At 42.2% G+C, this 24,471-nt stretch carries 22 protein-coding genes and 1 pseudogene; 6 read left to right on the top strand and 17 right to left on the bottom strand.

Translation table 11 applies throughout. From position 1 onward, the window contains the following. Positions 1-59: 59 nt before the first annotated feature. On the bottom strand, positions 60-3,500 hold the full coding sequence (gene metH, locus NSQ38_RS17885; RefSeq protein ID WP_339783251.1) for a methionine synthase: 3,441 nt from the start codon (positions 3,498-3,500) through the stop codon (positions 60-62). A 179-nt stretch (positions 3,501-3,679) separates the two neighbouring features. Here metH and NSQ38_RS17880 point away from each other — a divergent pair, with 179 nt between their 5' ends. After that, on the top strand, positions 3,680-4,225 hold the full coding sequence (locus NSQ38_RS17880) for a cupin domain-containing protein (RefSeq protein WP_047843398.1): 546 nt from the start codon (positions 3,680-3,682) through the stop codon (positions 4,223-4,225). 96 nt (positions 4,226-4,321) lie between these two features. Here the strand turns inward: NSQ38_RS17880 and NSQ38_RS17875 are convergent, their stop codons facing one another. The 8 genes from NSQ38_RS17875 to NSQ38_RS17840 form a co-directional block, all read right to left on the bottom strand. Next, the gene (locus NSQ38_RS17875) at positions 4,322-4,996 is read right to left on the bottom strand and encodes a GntR family transcriptional regulator (RefSeq protein WP_091020712.1); all 675 of its coding nucleotides are present in this window, start codon (positions 4,994-4,996) and stop codon (positions 4,322-4,324) included. A 102-nt stretch (positions 4,997-5,098) separates the two neighbouring features. Further along, positions 5,099-6,733: an extracellular solute-binding protein gene (locus NSQ38_RS17870; protein WP_339783249.1), complete on the bottom strand. Its 1,635-nt coding sequence runs from the start codon at positions 6,731-6,733 to the stop codon at positions 5,099-5,101. A 56-nt stretch (positions 6,734-6,789) separates the two neighbouring features. After that, positions 6,790-7,662 (bottom strand): carbohydrate ABC transporter permease, encoded by an 873-nt coding sequence (locus NSQ38_RS17865; protein ID WP_036613592.1) that lies wholly within the window; start codon positions 7,660-7,662, stop codon positions 6,790-6,792. Between the two features lie 12 nt (positions 7,663-7,674). Then, on the bottom strand, positions 7,675-8,637 hold the full coding sequence (locus NSQ38_RS17860) for an ABC transporter permease subunit (RefSeq protein WP_091029317.1): 963 nt from the start codon (positions 8,635-8,637) through the stop codon (positions 7,675-7,677). A gap of 557 nt (positions 8,638-9,194) precedes the next feature. Continuing rightward, a complete protein-coding gene (locus NSQ38_RS17855) occupies positions 9,195-9,986 on the bottom strand; it encodes an HAD family hydrolase (protein WP_339783247.1) in 792 nt (263 codons plus the stop codon). A 28-nt stretch (positions 9,987-10,014) separates the two neighbouring features. Further along, complete coding sequence (locus NSQ38_RS17850) at positions 10,015-10,524, bottom strand: hypothetical protein (protein ID WP_017688037.1); 510 nt, start codon at positions 10,522-10,524, stop codon at positions 10,015-10,017. Between the two features lie 125 nt (positions 10,525-10,649). Then, positions 10,650-10,859, bottom strand: coding sequence for a DUF896 domain-containing protein (locus NSQ38_RS17845; protein ID WP_017688036.1), 210 nt, complete (start codon positions 10,857-10,859; stop codon positions 10,650-10,652). Positions 10,860-10,954: 95 nt separating this feature from the next. Further along, positions 10,955-11,332, bottom strand: coding sequence for a LysM peptidoglycan-binding domain-containing protein (locus NSQ38_RS17840; protein WP_091020706.1), 378 nt, complete (start codon positions 11,330-11,332; stop codon positions 10,955-10,957). A gap of 296 nt (positions 11,333-11,628) precedes the next feature. On the opposite strand from NSQ38_RS17840, the gene lexA reads away from it, so the two are divergent. Further along, positions 11,629-12,255 (top strand): transcriptional repressor LexA, encoded by a 627-nt coding sequence (gene lexA / locus NSQ38_RS17835; RefSeq protein WP_017688034.1) that lies wholly within the window; start codon positions 11,629-11,631, stop codon positions 12,253-12,255. Positions 12,256-12,360: 105 nt separating this feature from the next. On the opposite strand, the gene NSQ38_RS17830 is transcribed toward lexA, so the two are convergent. After that, positions 12,361-13,662 carry an aldehyde dehydrogenase gene (locus NSQ38_RS17830; protein ID WP_339783245.1) on the bottom strand — a complete coding sequence of 434 codons (1,302 nt, stop codon included), beginning with the start codon at positions 13,660-13,662 and terminating at the stop codon, positions 12,361-12,363. 731 nt (positions 13,663-14,393) lie between these two features. Between NSQ38_RS17830 and NSQ38_RS17825 the strand changes: the two genes are divergently transcribed. Next, a complete protein-coding gene (locus tag NSQ38_RS17825; protein ID WP_036673874.1) occupies positions 14,394-14,705 on the top strand; it encodes a hypothetical protein in 312 nt (103 codons plus the stop codon). 182 nt (positions 14,706-14,887) lie between these two features. On the opposite strand, the gene NSQ38_RS17820 is transcribed toward NSQ38_RS17825, so the two are convergent. Beyond that, entirely contained in the window at positions 14,888-15,325 is a 438-nt protein-coding gene (locus tag NSQ38_RS17820) for a hypothetical protein (protein WP_339790807.1), read from the bottom strand. Between NSQ38_RS17820 and NSQ38_RS17815 the strand changes: the two are divergent. The 3 genes and pseudogenes from NSQ38_RS17815 (at position 15,213) to NSQ38_RS17805 (ending at position 17,794) form a co-directional block, all read left to right on the top strand. After that, positions 15,213-15,557: pseudogene (locus NSQ38_RS17815) on the top strand (SOS response-associated peptidase). The gene NSQ38_RS17820 and the pseudogene NSQ38_RS17815 sit on opposite strands and share 113 nt — an antisense overlap. A gap of 798 nt (positions 15,558-16,355) precedes the next feature. Further along, entirely contained in the window at positions 16,356-16,703 is a 348-nt protein-coding gene (locus tag NSQ38_RS17810) for a hypothetical protein (RefSeq protein WP_339783243.1), read from the top strand. Positions 16,704-17,329: 626 nt separating this feature from the next. Next, on the top strand, positions 17,330-17,794 hold the full coding sequence (locus NSQ38_RS17805) for a tyrosine-type recombinase/integrase (RefSeq protein ID WP_339783242.1): 465 nt from the start codon (positions 17,330-17,332) through the stop codon (positions 17,792-17,794). A gap of 110 nt (positions 17,795-17,904) precedes the next feature. Here NSQ38_RS17805 and glnA read toward each other — a convergent pair whose 3' ends face one another. The 6 genes from glnA to NSQ38_RS17775 form a co-directional block, all read right to left on the bottom strand. Continuing rightward, a complete protein-coding gene (gene glnA / locus NSQ38_RS17800; RefSeq protein ID WP_091029299.1) occupies positions 17,905-19,233 on the bottom strand; it encodes a type I glutamate--ammonia ligase in 1,329 nt (442 codons plus the stop codon). A gap of 129 nt (positions 19,234-19,362) precedes the next feature. After that, the gene (locus tag NSQ38_RS17795) at positions 19,363-19,776 is read right to left on the bottom strand and encodes a MerR family transcriptional regulator (protein WP_056689944.1); all 414 of its coding nucleotides are present in this window, start codon (positions 19,774-19,776) and stop codon (positions 19,363-19,365) included. An 82-nt stretch (positions 19,777-19,858) separates the two neighbouring features. After that, positions 19,859-21,112: a methionine gamma-lyase family protein gene (locus NSQ38_RS17790; RefSeq protein ID WP_339783241.1), complete on the bottom strand. Its 1,254-nt coding sequence runs from the start codon at positions 21,110-21,112 to the stop codon at positions 19,859-19,861. A gap of 83 nt (positions 21,113-21,195) precedes the next feature. After that, positions 21,196-22,482: a GTPase HflX gene (hflX, locus tag NSQ38_RS17785; protein ID WP_339783240.1), complete on the bottom strand. Its 1,287-nt coding sequence runs from the start codon at positions 22,480-22,482 to the stop codon at positions 21,196-21,198. Between the two features lie 128 nt (positions 22,483-22,610). After that, positions 22,611-23,573, bottom strand: coding sequence for an AAA family ATPase (locus tag NSQ38_RS17780; RefSeq protein WP_339783238.1), 963 nt, complete (start codon positions 23,571-23,573; stop codon positions 22,611-22,613). Positions 23,574-23,683: 110 nt separating this feature from the next. After that, complete coding sequence (locus NSQ38_RS17775) at positions 23,684-24,247, bottom strand: DUF402 domain-containing protein (protein ID WP_339783237.1); 564 nt, start codon at positions 24,245-24,247, stop codon at positions 23,684-23,686. Positions 24,248-24,471: the final 224 nt, after the last annotated feature.

The following is a 24,471-nucleotide window of genomic DNA, read 5'->3' as shown; positions in this document are numbered from 1 at the left end:
CTGTTGCCAGCAAAAAACCTCCGACAATGCGGAGGGCTTTGCCTGACACTCTACTGAATTTATGCCTTCTCTACATTAAAATACTTGGCTTGCGGATGGCTGAATACCATCGCTGATACGGAAGCTTCAGGTTCCATCATGAAACCTTCCGTCAATTCCACACCAATATCCTCAGGCTGAAGCAACTTGAAAAGCGGCCCTTGGTCTTCCAGATCCGGACAAGCCGGATATCCAAAGGATACCCTGATCCCTTGATAACGTGCACCGTGACGTTGCTTCATGGTCATCTGCGCAGAATCCGGGAATCCCCATATATCTCTCATCATATGATGCACACGCTCAGCTAATCCCTCTGCTACTTCGAGCGCTACGGATTGCAGAGCATGCGAGCGAAGGTAATCCCCTTGATCTTTCCATGCCGTGGATAGTTCACGCACGCCGTGTCCGGCCGTAACAACCATAAAACCAACGTAATCCATTTGACCGGATTCAACAGGTTTCAGGAAGTCGGACAGGCACAGGAATGGCTCGACTTTTTGACGTGGGAACGTAAATGTATGCAAAATATTACTCGTGTCCTTTGGATCATAGATAATAATGCTGTTACCACTGGACTGTGCCGGGAAGAAACGATACATGGCATGTGCCTGAATAATCCCGTCACGAACAGCCTCTTGCATAATATCGTCCACGACTGCTTTCAGGTCTGTAGCCTTTTTGTCACCTGAAGCAAGCAGTTGTTCTACTGATCCACGCAACCCCAGATGATGTCCAAGCAACATCTGCATGTTCACGTATGGCAGGATATGTGATAGTGGGTAGTTACGCATTGTATGCCGCTCCAGATCAGGCGGGACAAGAACCGGATGATCTACAGCAATATCCGAACGTTCCACTCGCGTAAGCTCTGGAAGAGTCTGAACAGCTACAGCACCTGAAGCATCAGCTTCTTTTTCTGCTTCCATCTCCAGTTGCATCGCTTCACGTGAAACGGGATTCATCAATTTGTTCGCCAGATCCAGACCGTCCATCGCGTCTTTAGCGTATACAACCATTCCGTTATATTCAGGACGAATACGATTTTTGGTGAATTTACGTGTTAGCGCCGCTCCACCAACCATAATAGGTACATCAATACCTGCTGTTCGCAAATCCTGAGCGGTCAGAATCATCTGCTGCGCTGATTTTACCAATAGCCCAGAGAGGCCAATCGCATCGACTTTTTCTTCTCGGTACGCCTCAATGATACGTTCTGGTGGTACTTTTATACCCAAATTAATGATCCGGTAACCGTTATTGGACAGGATGATTTCAACCAGGTTTTTACCGATGTCATGCACATCGCCCTTGACCGTAGCCAGAATGATCTTGCCTTTAACCGAAGTCTCGTTCTTCTCCATGAATTGCTCCAGATATGCTACAGAAGCCTTCATAACCTCCGCACTCTGCAACACCTCAGCTACAATTAACTCATTGTTGTTAAAGAGACGACCTACTTCCTCCATACCCCGCATCAGTGGACCGTTAATCACTTGAAGTGCTGTGTATTTGGCAAGTGCCTGTTCGAGATCTGGCAGCAATCCTTCTTTACTTCCTTCTACTACATATGAAGCGAGACGCTCTTCTAATGAAAGGTTTGAGATTTTTTCCTTCTTCTCAACCTTCTTGTTACGAAACGCCGCTACGAATGCCGCCAGTGTGTCATCATTTGTGTTATATAAAAGCTCTTCAGAGAGCCTGCGTTCTTCTTCCGGAATGGACGCATAACGCTCCAGTTTCTCTGTGTTAACGATGGCATAGTCAAGACCTGCTTTGGTACATTCATATAAGAATACTGAGTTCAGCACTTCACGACCTGCTTCAGGCAGTCCGAATGAAATGTTACTGATCCCGAGGATCGTATGACATTCTGGCATCGCTTCCTTAATTACTCTTATACCTTCAATAGTTTCTTTAGCTGAACCGATGTACTGTTCATCTCCCGTACCTACCGGGAACACCAACGTATCAAAAATAAGGTCTTCTGGTTTGAGTCCATATTTGTTCACTAGCAAATCGTAAGAGCGCTTGGCTACGTCAAGCTTGTCTTCCCGACTAATCGCCTGACCCCGTTCGTCAATCGTTCCGACAACAACTGCACCACCATATTTATGAAGCAACGGCGTAATCAGCTCAAATTTCTCTTCGCCATCCTCAAGGTTAATGGAGTTAATTATCGCTTTACCTTGCGAGTACTGGAGAGCCAGATCAATTACTGAAGCATCTGTCGTATCAATCATGAGAGGAACCTTCACTTTTTTTACAACCAATTCAAGGAACTTCACCATGTCTTCAGACTCTTCGCGGTCTGGATCTTGTACACACACATCGACAATGTGCGCTCCATTTTTCACTTGAGCACGGGCAATTTCCGAAGCTTCTTCATATTTGCCTTCTACAATGAGTCGTTTGAATTTCCGTGATCCTAGCACATTCGTACGCTCTCCGACCATATATGGGCGATTGTCCTGTTCAATGTAGATTGGTTCTATACCAGACAATGCAGGTGGATGTGTTCCGTTCATTTCTCTTGGGGGGTACTGGGCAAGTGTGTCGCGCATCGCCCGAATATGTGCAGGGGTTGTCCCGCAACATCCACCAGCAATATTCAACCAGCCCTGTTCGGCAAAAGCACCAATCTTCTGAGCAAGCGAGTCTGGTGACTCATGGTAATTACCGTTCTCATCCGGAAGACCCGCGTTCGGGTAACAACTAACGGCAACCGATGCCATTCCAGAAAGCGAGCGAATGTGATCACGCATGAACTCAGGACCCGTAGCACAGTTTAGTCCTACCGAAATTGGGTTAAGGTGTTCTAAGGATATATAAAAGGATTCGATGTTCTGACCCGCAAGGGTCGTCCCCATCGGTTCTATCGTTCCTGATATCATCAGGGGCAGTGTAACGCCACTCTGTTCAAAGGCCTGCTGAATTCCAATGCTGCCTGCTTTTACATTGAGGGTATCCTGTGAGGTTTCGAGTAGTAGCGCATCAACGCCTCCCTCTATTAAAGCAAGCGCTTGCTCCAAATAACTGTCGATAAGTTCCTGGAACGTTACTCCCCCAGTTACAGACAGTGTTTTGGTTGTTGGTCCCATCGCACCTACCACATAACGTGGAGATTCAGGTGTGGAGAAACGATCAACCGCAGCTTTCGCAATTCTGGCTGCTTCCAGGTTGATCTCACGTGCCCGATCCTGAATATCGTATTCAGCAAGCACGACGGATGTGGCACCAAATGTATTGGTTTCAATTAAATCAGCGCCAGCCTCCAGATATTCTTCATGAATGCGCTGGATCAGCTCTGGACGAGTAAGCACTAACATTTCATTACATCCATCCAAATCTTCGCCGCCAAAATCTTCGCCAGTCAGATCAACTTGTTGAATCATGGTCCCCATTGCACCGTCGAGGATTAATATTCGTTGTTTTAATGCATCGTGTAGACTAATCTTATCCAATATCTTCACCCCCGCAAAACGTTAAATCTTAGTTTAACAGAAACTAACTTAATGTGAAAGATCGGGTTTGGTCCCGAAAGATGGCGGGTTTGCACGAATATGAACGGAATTTGAGAATCGACAAAAACAAAGCAATCCGATATAATTCAATTAAACCAAGTGGAAAAGAGGGAAAGAACATGGCTGAAATTGTTATCCGAAATACGAACGAACGCATCACTGGTGACGAAAATGTTCGAAATTTCTTGAACAAATACGAAGTATTATATGAGAAGTGGGACGCATCCAAACTGAACACTGATCTGCAAAATAACTTTGGATTAACTGATGAACAGAAAACTGAGGTTTTGGAAACTTACGATTATGAAATCAGAGATTTGGCTGCACGTCGTGGATACCAGATCTGGGATGTCATCACGCTGTCCGAACAAACACCAGATATCGAAGAAAAGCTGGCCAAGTTCGAAGAGATCCACACCCACGCTGAAGATGAGATTCGTGCAATTGTCGCTGGTAAAGGAATCTTTGTTATCAAAGCTACAGACGATGTAGGCTACTTTAATGTAGAATTGTCTCCAGGAGACGTTATCTCTGTACCTGAGAATACACCGCACTTCTTCACTTTAATGGAGAATAAACAAATTATTGCTGTACGTCTGTTCATCGAAAAAGATGGCTGGATTGCAGATCCATACCCTGATCCTACTTTTATCAAACAAGCCTAACACTCTCGTGTTACAACTTGCTTAACCAAAACCCCTGTTCAATTGAACAGGGGTTTTCGCATATGCATATGGAGAGTATTATACAGCATCGTTGCATTATATAAAATAATGCGGGTATTTCGCCTTAATCGATTCCTGTTCAATAACAACTAGTCTAAGATGAGCTTCCATCACCTGAACAGCTTGCTCAGTCTGCCGCTCTGTGATAAGCCGATAAATCTCTTTGTGCTGGGAAATAATGACCTCCAGGTTGGAGTCCTCCGCAAGACGTAATAAACGCAACCGATTAAACGGAATATTCAGTTGTTGCAACATTTTCCATGTTCTCAGCTTACCCGTGCCCTGGAACAAAATCTGATGAAACTCTTCATCCAGTTCAAAAAGCCGATAGAAATTGTTTTTTCCTATACAGACTTCCTGCATTGCAATGTTGGTTTCAAGTCGAAATCTGAACTCTTCAGGAAAAGAAACACAAGCCAAAGTCACGATTTCCTTCTCCATCTTCTCCCGCATAAACCTGCCTTCTTCCACATGCTCCAGATTAATATGAGAGACGATCGTTCCACTCTGGGGAATAATGTCCAGCAGTTCTTCTTCAGCAAGCTTCATGAATGCTTCTCTAACGGGTGTTCTGCTCACCTGCAGTTCATCTGCAATCTCTTTCTCTGAAATCTTGGTACCCGGCTTAAGTTCCAGGTGAAGAATTCGTTCTTTTAACAGGTTATATGAATATGCCCGGGTCGAGCCTCTAATTTTTTGATTAAGTGACATGCATAGACCTCTTTCTATCAGCCGTATTCATTCATCTTAGCACAAATTACCGTTCCACTTATATATCGGTGTGAAACGGTAATCTGGCCAACATCAACTATATTATTGCTTGTTTTCTTTGTAGGCTTTGTACGTATCATTTGCCAGCTTCAGATAATTAGATAATCCTTGACTCTCCAGCTCTTTGGCAAATGTATCGAATTCGGACAAGTTCCGCTCACCCAAGATAAATTTAAGTGTATTTTGATCAGAGTAGTCTTTCAATGGTGTACTCAGAAGCGTCACCCGTTCACGGTCCTCAGAAGAGTATGGAATTGGTGGTTCTGCCGGGATCACTTCCTTGGTATCCTTCATGTCTTGTTGGAATTTCAACTCTTCTTCACTAAACATCGATTGCAGCAAATCTGTGGTACCCCCGTAGGCAAATACACCACCAGAGAAGCCATAGTCAATACGCAAGTCTTTCGTGCCTTTTGGATTCAAGCCATTGTAGTTCACATCTTCTACCAATTTACGTTTTCCGCCCTCTTTGGTAAATGTTTCGCCTTCAACGCCCCATTTAGCAAACTCTTGACCCTCATCACTGTAGTATAACCAATCCACAAATTGCATAATAGCTTTGAAGTTTTCGTTTTTTTGAATTTTTCCGGATATCATAACACCGTTTTCAAGTCTGGAGCCGGACATTAATTGCCCTTTTGGTCCACCAGGTACTGTAATCTTTGCAACTGAGTATTTATCTTCTCCCAGCGTTTTGTCCATATCATTTCGGTGCAGCACCACCGTTTGGGAATTACCATTAATCATGAATGATTTGCCGGATACAAATTTCTGTACAGCCTGATCATCATCCTGTGTAAAACTTTCTTTGTCCAGCAATCCTTCGGATACCAACTTGTTAAAGTACGTTAGCATCTCTTTATATTCTGGTGTTGTAGCCGTGTACACAAACTCATCCTGATCTTCCTTATACGTCAATCCGTTACCAAAACCCCATCCAGCCTTGGTACCAAAGCCGGTAGCAGCGATGTTCAACGTACTATTAAATTGGAAGCGGTCCGAAAACGGAATGGAATCCGGGTAGATCTCTTTCAGTTTTTTGGCTGCATCATACAATTCGTCCCATGTGGTTGGAATCGCGATGTTATTTTCTTCAAAAACATCCGTTCTTACGAGTAGTGTGTAATCTGGCCATACTTCTTCATGCAGACCCGGGAGTACATAGTACTTCCCATCTTCCTGTCGAAGTCCTTCAAGTTCATCTTCCAAACCCCATTTTTCCACTTTATCCTTGAAGTTTGGCATCAAATCGATATAATCGCTAATTGGCAAAATCGCACCGGAGGACACAAATGCAGCCTCTTCACCAGGGTACGTTTTAGGAATAACCAGAGGTGCATCACCGGAGCTAATCAACAGAGATCTCTTCTGAGGGTAATCACTCATCGGTACAATCGTTGGCTCAAGCGTAACACCCGTCAGTTCGGTAATTTTATTAAAAAGTAACCAGTCTTTTTTATATGGATAACTAGGTTGATCACTATAGAGTATGGAGAGATTAAATGGCTCGGTCGCCTTGAATGTATCCCCTACATTGTACGTCTCCATCGCTGCCTTGGTTTGAACTTCTGTGACGTCACCTCCAGCTCCGGTACCGCTGCTACATGCTGCCAGAACAACGGTCATCATCGATGCCAACACCATTTTACCAACAAACTTACGTGGCTTTTGATTCATTTAGGTTATCCCCCTGAATTTGGTTTAGGTTGACTTTGCCATAGAACTGCTACGTATTACTGTTTAACAGACCCTAACATGATACCGGTTACAAAGTATCTTTGGACAAATGGATAGATGGTGAGTATCGGCAAGATGGTTAATACCATCGTTACTGACTTAATATTGGCAGCAATCTGTGTCAGGTTATCAGCTGAGGTTGCACCGGCAGACGCCCCGCTTGTCGCTCCTGCAATCATATTGCGCAAATAAATGGTGACCGGGAACAGTTCTTTTTTGTCCAAATACAGAAAGGCTGGGAACCAGGAATTCCAATGACCTACTGCGTAGAACAGCACCATGGTTGCCATAACTGCTTTACTAAGCGGCAATATAATGCGTAACAAGATCCCGTATGTGTTCAAACCGTCAATGGAGGCAGCTTCCTCCAGTTCTTCAGGCATATTTTCAAAAAATGACTTCATGATCAGCATGTTGTATATGCTAATTGCGCCAGGAACAACAAGTGCCCACATGGTGTTATTGAACCCAAGGGAATTAATCAACACATAGTTTGGAATCAATCCACCACTGAAGAACATGGTGAATACGGCAAACATCGTCAGAAACTTGCGACCCATCAACCTCTTTTTGGATAGGGCATATGCGAAAATGGTCGTCATGAACATTGAGATTAACGTACCTACTACAGTGTAGATAATCGTGTTTTTATAGTTGGTCCAGAACATGCTGTCACGTGAGATGGTCTTGTATGTCTCTACATTGAATCCTCTTGGGAACAGACTAACCTTGCCCGAATTAATATAGGACTCACTACTGAAGGATTGTGCCACGACATTTAAAAATGGATAGAGCGTTATAAATACCACGAACAGCAGAAAGATAACATTGAATACTTTAAACACCTTGTAAGATCTGGATTCCTGCATGATGCTCCTCCTTTACCATAAGCTTCTTTGTGTCAGTCTGCGTGAGATGGCATTTACGGAGAACACCAGAATCAGACCGATCAGCGATTCGAACAAGCCAATTGCGGTAGCATAACTGAAGTTACTGGATTCCAGTCCGACCCGATACAGGTAAGTGGAGATCACATCAGATGTCTCGTAGATCAGCGGATTGTACAAGAGTAAGATTTTTTCAAATCCAACAGCCAGGAAATTACCCATGTTCAAAATCAATAACGTCACAATCGTGGGCAAGATCCCTGGTATCGTTACATGAATCGTTTGCTTCCATCGATTGGCACCATCGATACGCGCAGCTTCGTACAAAGAATCATCAATGGTTGTCAGTGCAGCCAGATACAGAATCGCTCCCCAACCCATACCCTGCCATACCTCAGAAGTGATATAGATTGTTCTGAACCACTCAGCCCGCTGCATAAAAGGAATATTGTCTCCGGTGAAGAAAGCCACCAGTCCATTAATGGAACCATTCACTGCTGTCAGCTGCAGGATCATACCCGCAACGATAACGATGGACAGAAAATGAGGCAGATAAGACGCGGTCTGTACAAACTTTTTGAATCGTTTACTTTTCACTTCGTTAAGCATCAAGGCAAAAATGATTGGAACCGGGAATGTAAAGAGCAACGCAAGTCCGCCTAACATCAGCGTATTACCAAATACTCTCCAGAAGGTAGGGTCCTCAATGAACATTTTGAAGTATCTTAATCCAACCCACGTTTCTCCAAATATACTTCCCCCGGGAACAAAACGTCTGAACGCAATCACATTACCAATCATCGGCCCATATTTAAAGATAAGTAGATAGATGATGGGAAGGATTAATAGTGAATACAACTGCCAGTCTTTGCGGAACAATGTTGCTGCCGTTCGTAATCTGCTCTCTTTACGTAAAGATGTCATGGTTAACGTTGTTTTAGCGGTTTCCGACTCCATGTGTTTTCACTCCGATCCAGGACTTGATAAGTAAGAGTAATTCATGTACAACTCCCATCGTTTCTCCTCTTGTAGAAGACAACCAATCCTTCAACTTCACCCCCACTACGAAATAGACAATTACCAAATGTAAGCGATATCAATTTGATGTATTATGTAGAATCACACAATCCAAGGTGCTTCACATCATTAATTAGCACTTACTAAGTGGTGTGATCTCCAAATCAAAAGAAGCTTTTTCAAAATATTAAGCGCTTACAATCAATATAAAATAATTAGCAATAACTCCCTGCTTCCATTTTAATGAAGTAAGTCAAAAAGAAATTGCTTTAGGACAATCTAAATACTAGTCATACTAGTATGTTAGTTATATTCTAATCCAGCTTCCCCCTAATTTCAATAACTTTTAGTAAAAAAAAATGGAGATCTCTTTTAACAAGGTAATTCAGTCAACAAGCTCAAATAAAAAAACATTGGTAACTTCAAGAACGACATCATCGTTCATTGAAGCTTCCAATGTTTCAGGGTGCTGAGGAAAGATGTTATAGCTGATCTGCTTAGAAATTAGCAATAAGCTGATTTAATTCCGATAAATGCGTTATTTCATGGTCTGGCGCATACGTTTCTTTGTTGGTCTTATGCTCACGGTTAATCCATACGGATTGGATGCCAGATGATAAAGCACCACGAATATCAGTCGTTAACTTGTCTCCAACCATCATGCTCTCTTCGGGTTTAACACCCAGTTTATTCAAAGCATGTTCAAATATCGACGGATCTGGTTTTCCTTTTCCGAAGTTACCCGAGATAATAATCTCATCAAAGAAAGGAGTCAATTCAGGTACACCATCCAACTTCTCTTGTTGCAAAGCAGGACAACCGTTCGTTAACAACAAAAGTTTGTACTTTCCTTGTAACTGGCGCAAGGTATCCATCGTTTCTTCGTATACATGTGGTCTGGATCTCCGTTCTACTCCAAACTGTGCGGCCAGTTGTTCAGCAAGATCTTCCCGATCTATACCCAACTTCAACAAGCCACGACGCCAGGATTCTTTACGGTAAACTGGAGCAAGCTGTTCCAACTGACGGAACTCAGGTTGATCCCCACCAGTAAAGTTAGCCCAAAGGCCTTCAAACGGATTGATTCCAATCATTTTGGTAAAAGGAAAGGTTTCATATGATTCATACAGTCCACGTGCTTCATTACGAACAGCTTCTTCAAGTTCTTCTGGTTTGACCCCAGTCTCTTTCGCTGCGATTAGACAAGTCTCATGAAAAGCTTCTCGAACACTACGCTCATCCCATAATAAAGTATCATCTAGGTCGAACAAAATCGCTTTTAATGCCATTCCGATCATCTACCCCTTTATGCAATAATTACTTTTCGACGGTTTCCACGGTGATCTGGTGTGCTTTTGCAAACTTCAGCAAACGTTCTGCAATCGCATCTGTATCGTAACGGTTCAATAACTTGGTAAACACCCATCTTTTTCCGCGACTGTTATGTTCGATAACAACTGTACCTGGTTCAATTCTGAATTTGACAATATCGTCAACCCCGATTGAACGTTCACGATTACCCTTCGTCGTTATAATCCGATTACTGCTAATCTTGATGTATGGACGGCGAAGCATAAAGATGACTGCCAAAAATACGTAAAGCAGCATTGTCACCCAGTCCCAGGTTGTCATCGGAGCTTGCACAAGGAACGTGCTCATAAACAGATACAAAAAGGCGAGACCGATCAAAAATATAGGGAACAACAGGCTGCGTCCCTTAAAGACTTCTTCACCTGGTGTACCTGTGATTGGTTGACCACTTTTTTTGCGTTGCTGATTTAACTGCTTGGAATTTTTCTTAACCGTTCTCTCGAACGAACGCGACATGAGAATCCCCCTTATGTGTCTTTGTATCGGCTTACATAATTGCAAACCAACATTTCCCCCTATAAATTGCACACTCAAAATAACAGGAAGAAACCTAAATATCATAATGATATCATTAGGTTTCGTTAGTGTTTGAGTTTGCCTTGGTGGCCTTTGTCATTCTCATCATCAACAATCTCAATGGTATCCAGTTGTTGTCTGAAATTGCTGCGAATATTACTCAAATAAATCTCTCTTAGCTCGGCACGTTCAGCAAGTTCTTCCTCCGACAATCCAGTGGACTTTTGCTTACGAGCCAATTCGTTAATGCGTGCTACCAGACTATCTATATCCAAGCTTGTCCCCTCCAAAAATACAAAGTCATATTAACTTTGCCATTATAAAGGCAGCTTGTCAAGCTGACACGCGTTAACACTCATTGATGTGCATTTTATTCTGCAAATTGCGGTAGAGCTAGTACTTGTCCCACTTGGATGGAAGTTGTATGAAGTTGATTCACTTTCTTAATTGCTTCTATATAAATACGTGTATCCATATTCGTAGGTTTATGTTCCAAAGAAATACTCCATAATGTTTCCCCTTGTGAAACGGCTATCTTTCCTCCAGGCAGAACATCATTCTCATTGCCAGCAAATACAGTTAAAACAGTGCTGCATCCAATAAATATAATCAAAGAAGTAATGGCTACCTTTAACATCCATGAAGAAATCTTGAAACGTGCTAAAACCTTCTTGTAGTTCCCTATGTTAGACTTCACCAGTTCCGAATTCATTGGTTCATAAATGCTTTGATAAGTAGAATATCTCATTAAATACCCGCCTCCAAACGTTTGTTCCTATCTCTTGAAATCAATATAACACGAACACTTGTTTTGTTCAATAGATTTTTAGAACAATTGTTCGCTTCTTTTTTGAAGGAGAAATATCTTATTTCACTTCCTTTTGCAAAGCATTTGCAGTATTATGCTCTGACTTTTGGACAATTTCTGATCTATAAGTTAAAAAACACTGATTTAATGCCATTTTATTTAGAACTTATGTTTGTACGAACGGAGGTTCTATGTTATAATTTTCCCAAACGTTACTAAAATGGGGTTGATACGGTATGTCGAAGATATCCAGCAGGCAGCAGGCTATTCTGGAGTTTATACGAAATGAAGTCCGGTTGAAGGGGTATCCTCCTTCCGTACGGGAAATTGGTGAAGCTGTTGGACTTGCTTCCAGCTCAACAGTACATGGACATTTGGATCGTTTGGAGAAAAAAGGTTTGATCCGACGCGACCCTACCAAGCCAAGAGCCATTGAGCTTTTGAGCCAGGAAGAATCTGAGCATTCTCATCAATTTGCTCATAGCGTTGCACGTATTCCTGTCGTTGGTAAGGTTACAGCCGGGGTTCCAATCACTGCAACCGAGAACATTGAAGACTACTTCCCTCTTCCTACACATTATGTAGGCGAACAGAAAGTGTTTATGCTTTCAGTAGTCGGAGATAGTATGGTGGAAGCTGGAATCGTTAACGGTGATTATGTTATTGTCCGTCAACAGCAAACTGCTGATAACGGTGATATCGTCGTAGCAATGACTGAAGACGATGAAGCTACAGTGAAAACGTTCTATAAAGAAAAAGATCATATTCGCCTTCAACCGGAGAATGCGACCTTCGAACCTTTACGTTTGAAACATGTTAGTATTCTGGGTAAAGTCATTGGCCTTTTCCGAGATATTCATTAATATTTAACTTGAGTAACAAAACTAGATGTAATGAAATACGAAAGAGGTTGTCCTGATCAACAGGACAACCTCTTTTTTTCATGTTTATATTATTTTAGCGGCTAATTATTCACTGCGTTTCAGAACACTCTTGTGATGCGAGAACACATCAAAGCTCTGTTGCCCGTGATATGAGCCCATACCGCTCTCTCCTACACCACCAAACGGGAGATAGTGTGAAGTCATATGAGAAAGTGTGTCATTAATACAACCCCCACCGAAGGATACTTGATTCAGAACCTGATCCTGTAGTTGCTCATCCTGTGTGAAGAGATATAGCGCCAATGGTTTTGGCCGGCGAACAATCTCATCCAGCATAGGGTTCAGATCACTGTACGTAAATACAGGAAGAATCGGACCGAAGATCTCTTCTTGCATTACAGCTGATTCCCAGTTCACATCTCCAAGTACAGTTGGCTCAATCAGCAACTGCTCACGTACAGATCGTCCACCTATCAGCGTTTTGCCATCTGTGAGGAATTTCAATAACCGATCAAAGTTACGAGCATTGACAATATGCGGGAAATCAGCGTTCTGTAACACATCGTTCCCAAATTTATCTTTGATCTCTGCGCCAATCAGATTGATCAATTCGTCATGAACTTGTTCATGTACAAGCAAATAATCCGGAGCAACGCAAGTTTGGCCTGCATTCAGGAACTTACCACGAACAATACGCTGAGCCACCAGCTTCAGATCTGCATCGCTATGGACAATAGCAGGACTTTTACCGCCCAACTCAAGAGTTACAGGAGTCAAGTGCTCCGCAGCTGCCTTCATAACAATGCGACCAACACCTGTGCTTCCTGTGAAGAAAATATAATCAAACTTCTCTTTCAACAATGCTGTGCTGGCCTCGACTTCCCCTTCCATAACTGCGATATACTCCTGAGGGAAGATCTCCTGAATCAGATCATACGTCAGACGAGATACGGCTGGTGTTAATTCAGAAGGCTTGATAACTGCACAGTTACCGGCTGCAATTGCTCCAATCAGTGGACCGAAGGCCAATTGGAAAGGATAGTTCCAAGGTGCAATAATAAGCGCCACTCCGTATGGTTCAGGATAAATGGTGCTGACCCCATCCGGCATAGCCGGATTGGTTGGGACTTGTTTGGGTGCAGCCCATTCCTGCAGGTGTTCTAATGCAAAATCCAGTTCACCCAAAACAATACGAATCTCTGAACCGTAAGCTTCCGCCTCTGATTTGTTCAAATCTGCCCGAAGTGCATCTTGAATCCGTTGCTGATACTTTTCAATTCCTTTTCTAAGCTGTTGAAGCGCATTAATCCGATACTCGATATTTTTAGTTTGTCCTGTATAAAAAAATGTACGTTGTTCTGTCACTAGTTGTTTTGCTTGATCCATATTAACATCTCCAATTAATTATTTAAAATTAAATTGCTCAAAATTTAATTAAAGTATACCTCTTCTATATGAAACTTTCAACATACAAATGAAACATCCATTTGTATATATTGGACGATGGTTGGAATTTTGAAAGAATGAATGATAGTACTTGCTACTATGTCGTGGCTATTAGAATTTCTAAGGAGGCTTGATTTAGAACTTTTGCTTCAGACAGTTTAACATTAATGAAAAGTGAGTTTTGCGATTATCTAAATCGACGAACGATTGTGTTTGTTATAATGGTAAGCCTTGGTCACAGATAAACACAAAATTGTTACGTGGGCTAATGAAGAAGAATCAAGATACATTTTTTGACAATTTTATTTCAGACGATTTATCCATTCCCGGCCACAACTTCACAACGAGCAGATTTTAATCCAACAACTACTCATGAGAGCGGTCTTCGAAGAAAGGGTTAAATAATATCAAATCAACTTGTACTACTTCTATTAAAAAAAGTCATCTAGTATCTCACTGATCCGCTGCATTTCATGATCGTCCAAATCTGTTTAGATTGGATATATTACTTAATTAGTTAGAGGAATTTTTGAAAGATACGTTAGCAGATCTGCAAGGGGATGAAATACAAATCACAACGTGATATATGTCATAATTTTACATTGAATTATATGGTATTTTTAGAAAGTAAAGTTTTATAATTCATTCAAAAAAATTCAGGAGGTATTTACATGAAAAAGAAACTAGCCACAATTGGAGCGCTCACTGCTATTGTAGCAAGTATTGCTGTTCCAGCATCACTTGCTTCTGCCTCATCTTCTGTTCAAGGTTCTGTAACTGCACAAAGTGTTACGATTCAGGCGACGCAAAAATATGTGAGATATTCAGATGCTAACAATAAGTATGGAGATGCAAAATATGTTCCAAAGACATATACTTATGCTGATGGAGTTTGGTATGGAGTACTCAATCTAGCATCTACTACCTATTCAAACGGATTATATTACGGAAACTATGAAGGTTACGTAACGAAAATGGAGTAATTTTGTAACCATAAGAAATTCACGTATATTAAATATAACAATAATAAAAGAAGGCTTCTGAATTCAATCAGAACCCTTCTTTTATTACAGGGACATCTATATGACCCATCAGAATAAACGTTGGAGAATAACTATCTTTATTATTCACTTACCTCAAACGTCAGAACCCGATCATATAGGATCTAGTACTTACGGCTCTTGAAAGGCCCTTTCTTATTTTCATGCTTGTCAATTGCATAAGATGCTTTTCCGCTTCCAGCATGTTTTGCTTCGTACCAATCGATAAAGCTGTTAACTTCTTGCATAATCAGATCGAACTCTTTTTCTAAGCCGGTAGTCATAGTCAGCATAAGGATAGCACGTTTCAGGTTCACTATTATGTATTTTTCAACGTTTTGTACCTGATTCCAATTTAATGTAACTTGTTTATCGCCTACAGAAGTCTCGAGATTTATAGGAGTGTATATATCATTTAATTCTCCATCAATAAAGACAATAATCGATTGGGTGCGCTCCGATGGGGACTCCTTTGCTTCATGGGCCAAGGATGACAAGCTGATTAATGCCCTTGCTGAAACGTTAACCGAGAAGACTTCCTTCACGCCTCTAATCAGCTCCAAACGCTGTATCATCTCCACGAACGGATTTTAAGAGTGGCGTAAGGAAGGAACGGAAAAGCAACCAATGCGCATTCTGATGAATGATAGCAGTTTATTCTCACTTGCTGGCCTGTAGGATACCTGAACAGATCCGGACGGAAACAAACTGAGTACTTGCACAATCATCACTACTGAACTGAATAGTCTCACGGAAGACTTTCATAATCGTATGCCGGTTATTCTTCGACCTTAAGATGAGGCTGAAAGGCTTGGAAGAAGTGTTAATGGAGATGTTCAGTCACTACTTGACTTGCTCAAACCATATCAAGTTTCAGAGATGAGAGCTTATGAGGTGCCGAAGGAAGTTGGTAAGGTGAGGATTAGTAGTGTAGAACTATTGAAGAAAGTAAATTAGAGATTCGACTAGAGTGATGCCTTAGTGGTAGTCACTCTTTTTACTATTCACATTTCAGAAATATATGGAAATAGATGAATAACTTTGATATCATAATTGGATTGATTACATAAATGGAGGATTTAAATGTTCGATAATATGGTATCTTACTCACTTCTGGGTATAACCGGTCTCATCACTACTTGTTAGTTTATATTTGGTATAGCATGTTTAATAGCATTTTTTATCAATATCTTCACACTGCTCAAGGGTCGATTTAACCGAATGTTAGAACAATGCCAATCGTGCGGTAATACTATCTCAATATCAGCTATCATTTGCCCTAATGGCGGACACCATTACGGTAGATCTAATGGAGTTTTCAATTCAATTTTCGGGTCATTCGTTGGTTTCGTAATTTGCATTGGCGGAGGATTCTTAGCATTAGCTGAACTTATAAAGATGATAAATGATAAGTAATTAAGTGAGAAGGAGCCATAAAGACTCTTTTTTGGGGTAGCCTAAACTCTAAACTCAAATACGTTACGGAATTATCTACTGCCTATTTCTAAGAATCGATAGGTATAATTTTTGAAGAAAATTATACCTAGGTCTGATAGACTATTCTTGGGTTAATTACATAGTTGGAGGGAATTAATGTTGATTCATAATATCAGTGAGATTTTTGGCATGTTATTCTTTGCAGGATTTATTATAGCATTATTTGTATTGGGTTTAATGGGCATCGCCGGAATGTTCCTTAATATCTATAGGCGATTAATTGGTCGAAAAAGTAGCAAAATGGAGCCTTGTAGAGCCTGTGGACTGTCGATTTCTAGCTCTACCATTATCTGTCCCAATTGTGGCGAACATTATGGACGATCCAGTGGATTTGCCAATTCTATTATTGGTTGCTTTATCGTAGGGTTTGTTTGTATCGGGTTGGGGTTTTATGCCTTGTCAGAATTTTTTGAGACATTTGAAACCTTTAGTTTTAAACAGTAAATGTTACATAGTAAGCAACACCATTCTGAATTGATTACATAGCTGGAGGAACGTCATGTTTGAGCGCATAAACAATATAATAGGTAATTTATTCGGTATAGGGATCATTATCACAATGTTTGTATTAGCAATACTAGCTTTTAAAGCAATGTTTAGAAATATAAAAAGAAAGTTCAAACCTGACTCTAACAACTTAATACATTGCCAATCTTGCAGAGGTGTGATTTCTGCGGAAGCTTTCATGTGCCCTCACTGCGGGCACCATTATGGTAGATCAAGCGCTGGTAATTCTATATTTTACAGTTTTTTGGCCGGATGTGGGTTTTTGTTGGGGGCATTTTATGGTCTCCAACTCTTCTTTGAAGATGAGGAGGTTCTTTTTTTTCTCCAAACATACTTTAACTAATCAAATACCCAGTAATTAAGGAGCCATGTAAGGCTCCTATTTTTGTGTCCTGAATTCGTGCTGCTTTCGGAAATACCTACCGCCCGTAAATTCTATAGATATTATTACATAATCTGATAACTATTAAAACTGGGAAAGAACCCTATCAATTTGATAATAGAGTCCTGTTTTTTCTTCTTTGTACTAACTTTACCAATATCCTCCTTCGAAGCTTTCACAAGTGATTAGCTATCGTCCACTGAAAAACAAAGAAGAATTATTCGGTGACACCAAGACAGATAAATCACTAAGAAAAATAAAAATTACTACAAATCTAGTAAATGACATCAAATTTCATAGAGAGTGGCAGGAACATAACAAGGGGATATTTGGGGATAGATACCACCATGACCTTGATCTGGTTCTATGTAGGGAAGATGGGAACTTCATGCCTAAATCATCATTGTTCAATGCCTTCTCCCGCATCTTACAACGTTGTGATCTCCCATCCCTCCCCATTCACTCTCTCCGACATACCTGCGCTGTTCTTTTACTTGAGTCCGGGGCAGATATGAAATTCGTTCAAGAACAATTAGGTCACGGAAGTATTCAGATCACATCAGATGTATATGCCCACATCTCAGGCAAGATCCAGAAAAGCAATATAGATAGATTTGAGAAATTCACTGAAGAAATTTTCGAATAGAAGAATATTTTCGGGGATTTTGTGGGCACTTTGATTTTTCTTTAAATATATAGGTACTTGCCCACAAAAAGAAAAACCCCTCAGCGCTAGAGCGCCAAGGGATTGAGCTATTAGTACAACGTAATATATTGATCGCGTTCCCATTGGTGGACTTGTGTGCGGTACATATCCCACTCAATTTCTTTCAGCTCATAGAAGTGAGCCAAGGCGTGGTCGCCGAGAGCGTCACAGATGACTTCGCTGCGGATCAATTCATTCAAAGCTTCTTTCAGGTCAGCTGGCAAGCTTGGAATGCCTTCTTCCACGCGCTCTTCTTCTGACATGATGTAGATGTTACGGTCAATTGGAGCTGGTAAGGAAAGCTCACGTTTGATTCCGTCCAGACCTGCTTTCAACAGAACAGCCAAAGCCAGGTAAGGGTTAGCAGCCGGATCCGGGTTACGAACCTCAACACGTGTACTCAAACCACGGGAAGCTGGAATACGAATCATTGGGCTACGGTTACTAGCAGACCATGCTACATAACAAGGTGCTTCATAACCTGGTACAAGACGTTTGTATGAGTTCACAGTTGGGTTAGTAATTGCCGCAAACGCACGCGCATGCTTCAGAGTTCCAGCCATGAAGTGACGAGCAGTTTTGCTCAGACCCAACTCGTCCGACTCATCAACGAATGCATTCTCATTGCCTTTGAACAAGGATTGGTTACAGTGCATACCGGATCCGTTCATACCAAACAGCGGTTTCGGCATGAATGTAGCATGTAAACCATGCTGACGTGCAATCGTTTTAACAACAAGTTTGAACGTTTGAATCTGGTCAGCTGCTTTCAGAGCATCAGCATATTTAAAGTCAATCTCATGCTGACCTGGAGCTACCTCATGGTGGGAAGCTTCGATCTCAAAGCCCATTTCTTCAAGTGTGATAACGATGTCACGACGACAGTTTTCACCAAGATCCGTAGGCGCAAGGTCGAAATAACCACCTTGGTCATTCAGTTCGTTAGTTGGGTTCCCTTTTTCGTCTGTTTTGAACAAAAAGAACTCGGGTTCAGGACCAACGTTAAAGGAAGTGAATCCCATATCTTGGGCTTCCTTCAGGTTACGTTTCAAGATGCCACGTGGATCTCCTGGGAACGGATTACCATCTGGAAGATATACGTCGCAAATCAGGCGTGCAACACGATTCTCTGCTACCCATGGGAAAATAAGCCAAGAATCTAGATCTGGATAGAGGTACATGTCGGACTCTTCAATACGTACATAACCTTCAATGGAAGATCCATCAAACATCATTTTGTTATCCAGAGCCTTAGTCAACTGGCTCACAGGAATCTCAACGTTTTTGATAGCTCCAAGCAAATCAGTAAATTGCAATCGAATGAATCGTACGTTTTCTTCTTTCGAAATGCGGAGAATGTCTTCTTTTGTATAACTCACTATAACCTCTCCCTTTCTTATCTGCGTATTTGGCTTGCCTGTTATATTTGTACATTAGAAAGTTCCACGGGTCAAGGAGTCTCACACCAAAAGTGCATGTTTTCCCCTCACTCGCCAAGTTATGCGAATTTACTTTTTATTAAAGAATCGGGAAAGCTCTCCCTGAATGAGAGATACTTGTCCTGGTCTCTTACCTGATACAAGCTGCTGCTTCAGCAAGCGGTGCAACTGCGTATCGGACAGCTCTCTGCGTTTAACTTCAGTATCTGGTGTGATAACTGTAGCTTCCTCGGATTCTTTTGAAACAGGATTCATCACTTGTTTGATGCCCGCGATGTTAACTCCTTTTTCAATCAAAGCCTTGATCTCTAGCAATCTCTCTACGTCATTAAAAGAGAATAACCGTTGATTACCTGACGTTCTCGCAGGAACGATCAAGCTGTGCTGCTCATAGTAACGAATCTGACGTGCAGACAGATCCGTAAGTTTCATTACAATACCAATCGGGAATAAGGCCATATTTCTGCGAATTTCATCACCCATGTTCATCAACCTTCCAGTCATCTATTCTTCACCCTATTGTACATTTAGTTATTACCAAGTGTCAATGACGTGTTAGATAAACTCACAATAATTTACGATCTTTCATAGTCTGTAACGCCATCAAAACGCCATATTTGACATGAGAGTACGTTAATCCGCCTTGCATATACCCGATATACGGCTCCCGAATAGGCGCATCGGCTGATAATTCCAGACTTCCACCCTGAATGAACGTACCTGCCGCCATAATGACAGGGTGCTCATAACCAGGCATATCCCACGGTTCAGGAACCACATGACTATCCACAGCTGCTGCACGCTGAATCCCCTGCACGAAGGCGATCAGATGCTCGGCAGAGCTAAACTGAACAGCCTGGATCAGATCTGTGCGAGCTTCATTCCAGGCGGGTTTGGTTACAAATCCGGATTCAGCAAACATCGCAGCAGCAAACGTACTTCCTTTGATAGCTTGTCCTACAATTGTCGGTGCCATGTAAAGTCCTTGGTAGATGCCACGTGTTGTTCCCAGCATGGCTCCCACCTCTCCCCCAATTCCAGGGGCTGTCAGACGATAAGCTGCCAGCTGTACGTACTGTTCCTTCCCACATATGTATCCACCGGTTTCCGCAATGCCTCCACCAGGATTCTTGATCAGTGATCCGGCCATCAGATCAACTCCGACTTCTGTCGGTTCAAGTTCCTCCGTGAATTCACCGTAACAATTATCCACAAATACGACGACATCTTCCTTCATTGCTTTAACACGTGTAACCATCTCAGCGATCTCAGCAACACAGAAGGATGAGCGCCAGTCATAACCACGTGAACGTTGAATCCCGATGACTTTTGTAGCCGGTGTAATGCTTTTCTCAACTGCTGCCCAGTCCACTCCACCTTCATCAGTTAAGGCCGTCTCACGGTAACCGATGCCAAAATCGCGTAATGAACCTGTACCATCACCGGGTTTGCCAATGACTTTATGCAATGTGTCATAAGGCTTACCCGTGATGTACAATAATTCGTCACCTGGACGCAAAACGCCAAAGAGAGCTGTACTAATCGTATGAGTACCTGAAGCAAAATGAGGACGCACCAACGCGGCTTCCGCGCCGAAAACATCAGCATATACTTCATCAAGCACTTCACGCCCACGATCGTTATAGGCATAACCAGTTGAACCTGCAAAGTGAAAATCACTTACTTTTCGCTGTTGGAAAGCACTAATCACCTTCCATTGATTGTGATCTGTGATTCGATCAATCTGTTGAAGTTGTCCTTCAATCTGACGCTCCACTTGACGTTGAAGTTCAGATATTTCTGAATCAAAGCTTACCATCTTACTTCATTCCCCTTCATAGCACGAATCTGACGTTGAAATCTATTATCGTGTCAACTTATCACACCAATATGTCATGAATATTACAATTCAATGAATTCTTCAAGCATATAACCAAATTTCTCATATTCACCTTTTTGCAATTCAACTTCATAAATTACATCATTCTCTTCAAAGCTGGTATCCACTACATCACCAATTTTGTAGAGTACCGACGTAAGATCACCACGTTCTGCCGGAATACGGAAGCGTTTCGTGTCACCTGTCAGCTCTGTCTGAATTAATTCACGGATTTTAAGCAGATCCTCAGAGTCTAATGCGCTTACCTTAATATGACCTTTATCCAATGGAAGCATTTCAAGCTGCTCTGGTGTACACGCATCTTTTTTGTTATACAGGACTAACTGCGGCTTGTCCCCTGAACCAAGTTCTTGCAGAATCGTATTAACCGTCTGCATCTGATCTTCACGCATAGCTGATGAGGCATCCACTACATGCAGGATCAGATCCGCTTCATTCACTTCCTCCAGCGTTGCACGGAATGCCGCAATTAGATCATGCGGTAGATTTTGAATAAATCCAACCGTGTCGGTAAGTACGATTTCTTTTCCACTTGGAAGTTCCATCGTACGTGATGTTGGATCCAGAGTAGCAAATAGCTGATCTTGAATATACACATCTGCAGCCGTCAACTGTTTGAGCAAGGTTGATTTTCCAGCATTGGTATAACCAACGAGGGCCACCTGAACAATACCTGTCTTTTTGCGGCGTTCACGATGCAACTTGCGATGACGAGTCAATTCTTCCAGATGACGCTTAAGATCATCGATACGACCACGGATGTGACGGCGGTCTGTCTCCAACTTGCTTTCACCTGGGCCTCTTGTTCCGATTCCGCCCCCGAGTCTGGACAGGTTCTTGCCATGACCCGACAAACGTGGCAGCAAGTAGCTATGTTGAGCCAATTCCACTTGAATAATACCTTCTCTGGTGTTGGCACGTTGTGCAAAGATGTCCAAAATCAATTGGGTACGGTCAATAATTTTGAGATCGAGGGTTTCTTCCAGATTTCGAACCTGTGCCCCTGACAATTCCTGATCAAAAATAGCTGTAGTTGCTCCGAGTTCCTCTGCAATCGCACGAAGCTCTTCCACCTTACCTTTACCAATGAACCATTTGGTATCACGTTTTTCCCTGTTCTGAGAAAGTACACTTAGCACTTCTACTCCAGCTGTCTCGGCAAGTTTCACCAGTTCCTCTAAAGAGTACTCCGGATTGATACCTGTACGTTTTACATCATCCGTAACAAGACTCACCAAGACGGCGCGATCTTTTTTGACCATATCTGTATCATGCGTGCCATTTGTCATGTATATGTTCACTCCCTCTAATTACTAATCCGTTGATATACATTGCCACGAATATGCCATGGCATGCCTTAAGCCGAACCGGTTGGCCCGGCCGGCTAGTGTAAAAACTATATTATCGCTTACTTTCGCTAAAAGTTCAAATCCTCTGTCCGGATTGTCATCAGCTCCAGTTTTCCTGGACTGCCTTCCGAGTATTGTTCCAACAAACGAACCGCCTGATGCCTGATCGAACGCTCAATGGCATTACGAACGTATCTGGCGTTACTAAACGCATGCAGCGAATCATTTTTTTCCTGAAGCAAATGCTGCTTTAGCTTGAGTATAGTCTGAGGCATTAGAATATAATCACGCTCTTTGGCCATAATCTCAGAGATTTGGATCAACTGATCAATGCTATAGTCTGGAAACTCTACTTGAATGGGGAAGCGGGAAGGTAATCCGGGATTCGTCTGGAGAAAAAAATCAATTTCTTCCGAGTACCCGGCAAGAATCAGTATAAACTGATTTTTATTATCTTCCATAGACTTAACAAGCGTATCAATAGCTTCCTTGCCAAAATCCTTCTCTCCACCGCGGGCCAAACTGTATGCTTCATCAATGAACAATATCCCACCGAGTGCCTTCTTGACCAGATCTCTTGTTTTCTGCGCCGTGTGACCGATATATTCTCCAACCAGATCCGCACGCTCTACTTCAATAAGATGCCCTTTACTCAACACACCCATCTTCTGAAAGAGTTTGGCAACGATCCTCGCCACGGTGGTCTTACCGGTCCCCGGATTGCCTTTGAAGATCATATGATACACGTGCGCACCACTAAGTAAGCCTGCTTCGGTACGCATCTGAGCAATCTGTAGAAAAGCATAGATCTCAAATACCAGGTCTTTGATATTTTCAAGTCCAACCAGTTGCTCCAACTCACCCTGTATCTCCTGGAAGTGCGCATGTTTGGTTATACTCTTGGCTGCCTGTACTGCCGCTGCTTCATCTTTGACCAACATCTGAGGTTCCTGGTTACGCAACACAATATTAATTTGTCTGGATGGTCTGCCTCCTGGTTGCTCTCCTGCAGCCATGACCCGTCCGTTCATTCGCCATCACCTCTATTTTATCGGGCTGAACTCTCCTGATTATTAATGTATTCTATCAGGTGCTCCAATATTAGAAGGATCATGAAGAATTCTACGGATAGGTACATGTATCAAATCTGAATGTTTTTTCGAAACTCTCCCTTCTCAAACAAACTCTTCCTATGCTTCAGCGATAACTGAAAGTACGGAAATACATGTGCATCAATGGCATGCAGCAGTTCCTTAGCCGTCTTGTTCGCCAGGTCATAATCACCCGTTGTAATATGTTTCCGTGACAGCGCATCTTCAAGCTCATCTTCATCCAGCAAAAATACTTCTCCATCTTTCAGTACAACGACATCCAGATACAGGTCATCAAACCAAGGAACACCCTGATCGGTTATCCCCTGACTACGACATGTATCAATGTACCACTCTACAATCCGTTCCTGATCGTCAAACATCGCCGTTACAACAAAGTGCTCTCCCTTCGGATAGTATTGCAGCCAGGAATAACCTTTATCTGCGATACAGAAGGTACTGCCTCCATAAGTTTTCCACAGAGGTTCTTTCAAATCCTGTATGGTGTACAACGTAATATAACCTGTGAAAATTTTGGATTGAACGAACCGGCATGTGAATTGTCGGTTCGTAATCCGGCGCCAGTTCGCGCGGTCCCCGAATTTCCGTTTCATACGAACCCCTCTTTGCCGACTACAGGTCCGTGACCTGCTCTGATGTTATTGGTGAACAATGTAATAACGTCCGCCTGATGGATTCCAGCGCTCTGGGCCCGCCCTTGCACAACGTATTACGAATAGTTACAGCTTACCATATTTAAGGTTTACACTCAAAATCAAGCTTTGTCCCACCTATTCATCAAATCAGCTTCCATTACAGTTGGTTCCGTATAACAAAA

Origin of the sequence: Paenibacillus sp. FSL R7-0313 (genome assembly GCF_037969885.1) — a bacterium.
In the GTDB taxonomy this organism is placed as follows: Bacteria; Bacillota; Bacilli; order Paenibacillales; family Paenibacillaceae; genus Paenibacillus.
This window is presented reverse-complemented; position numbering and strand designations above follow the sequence as displayed.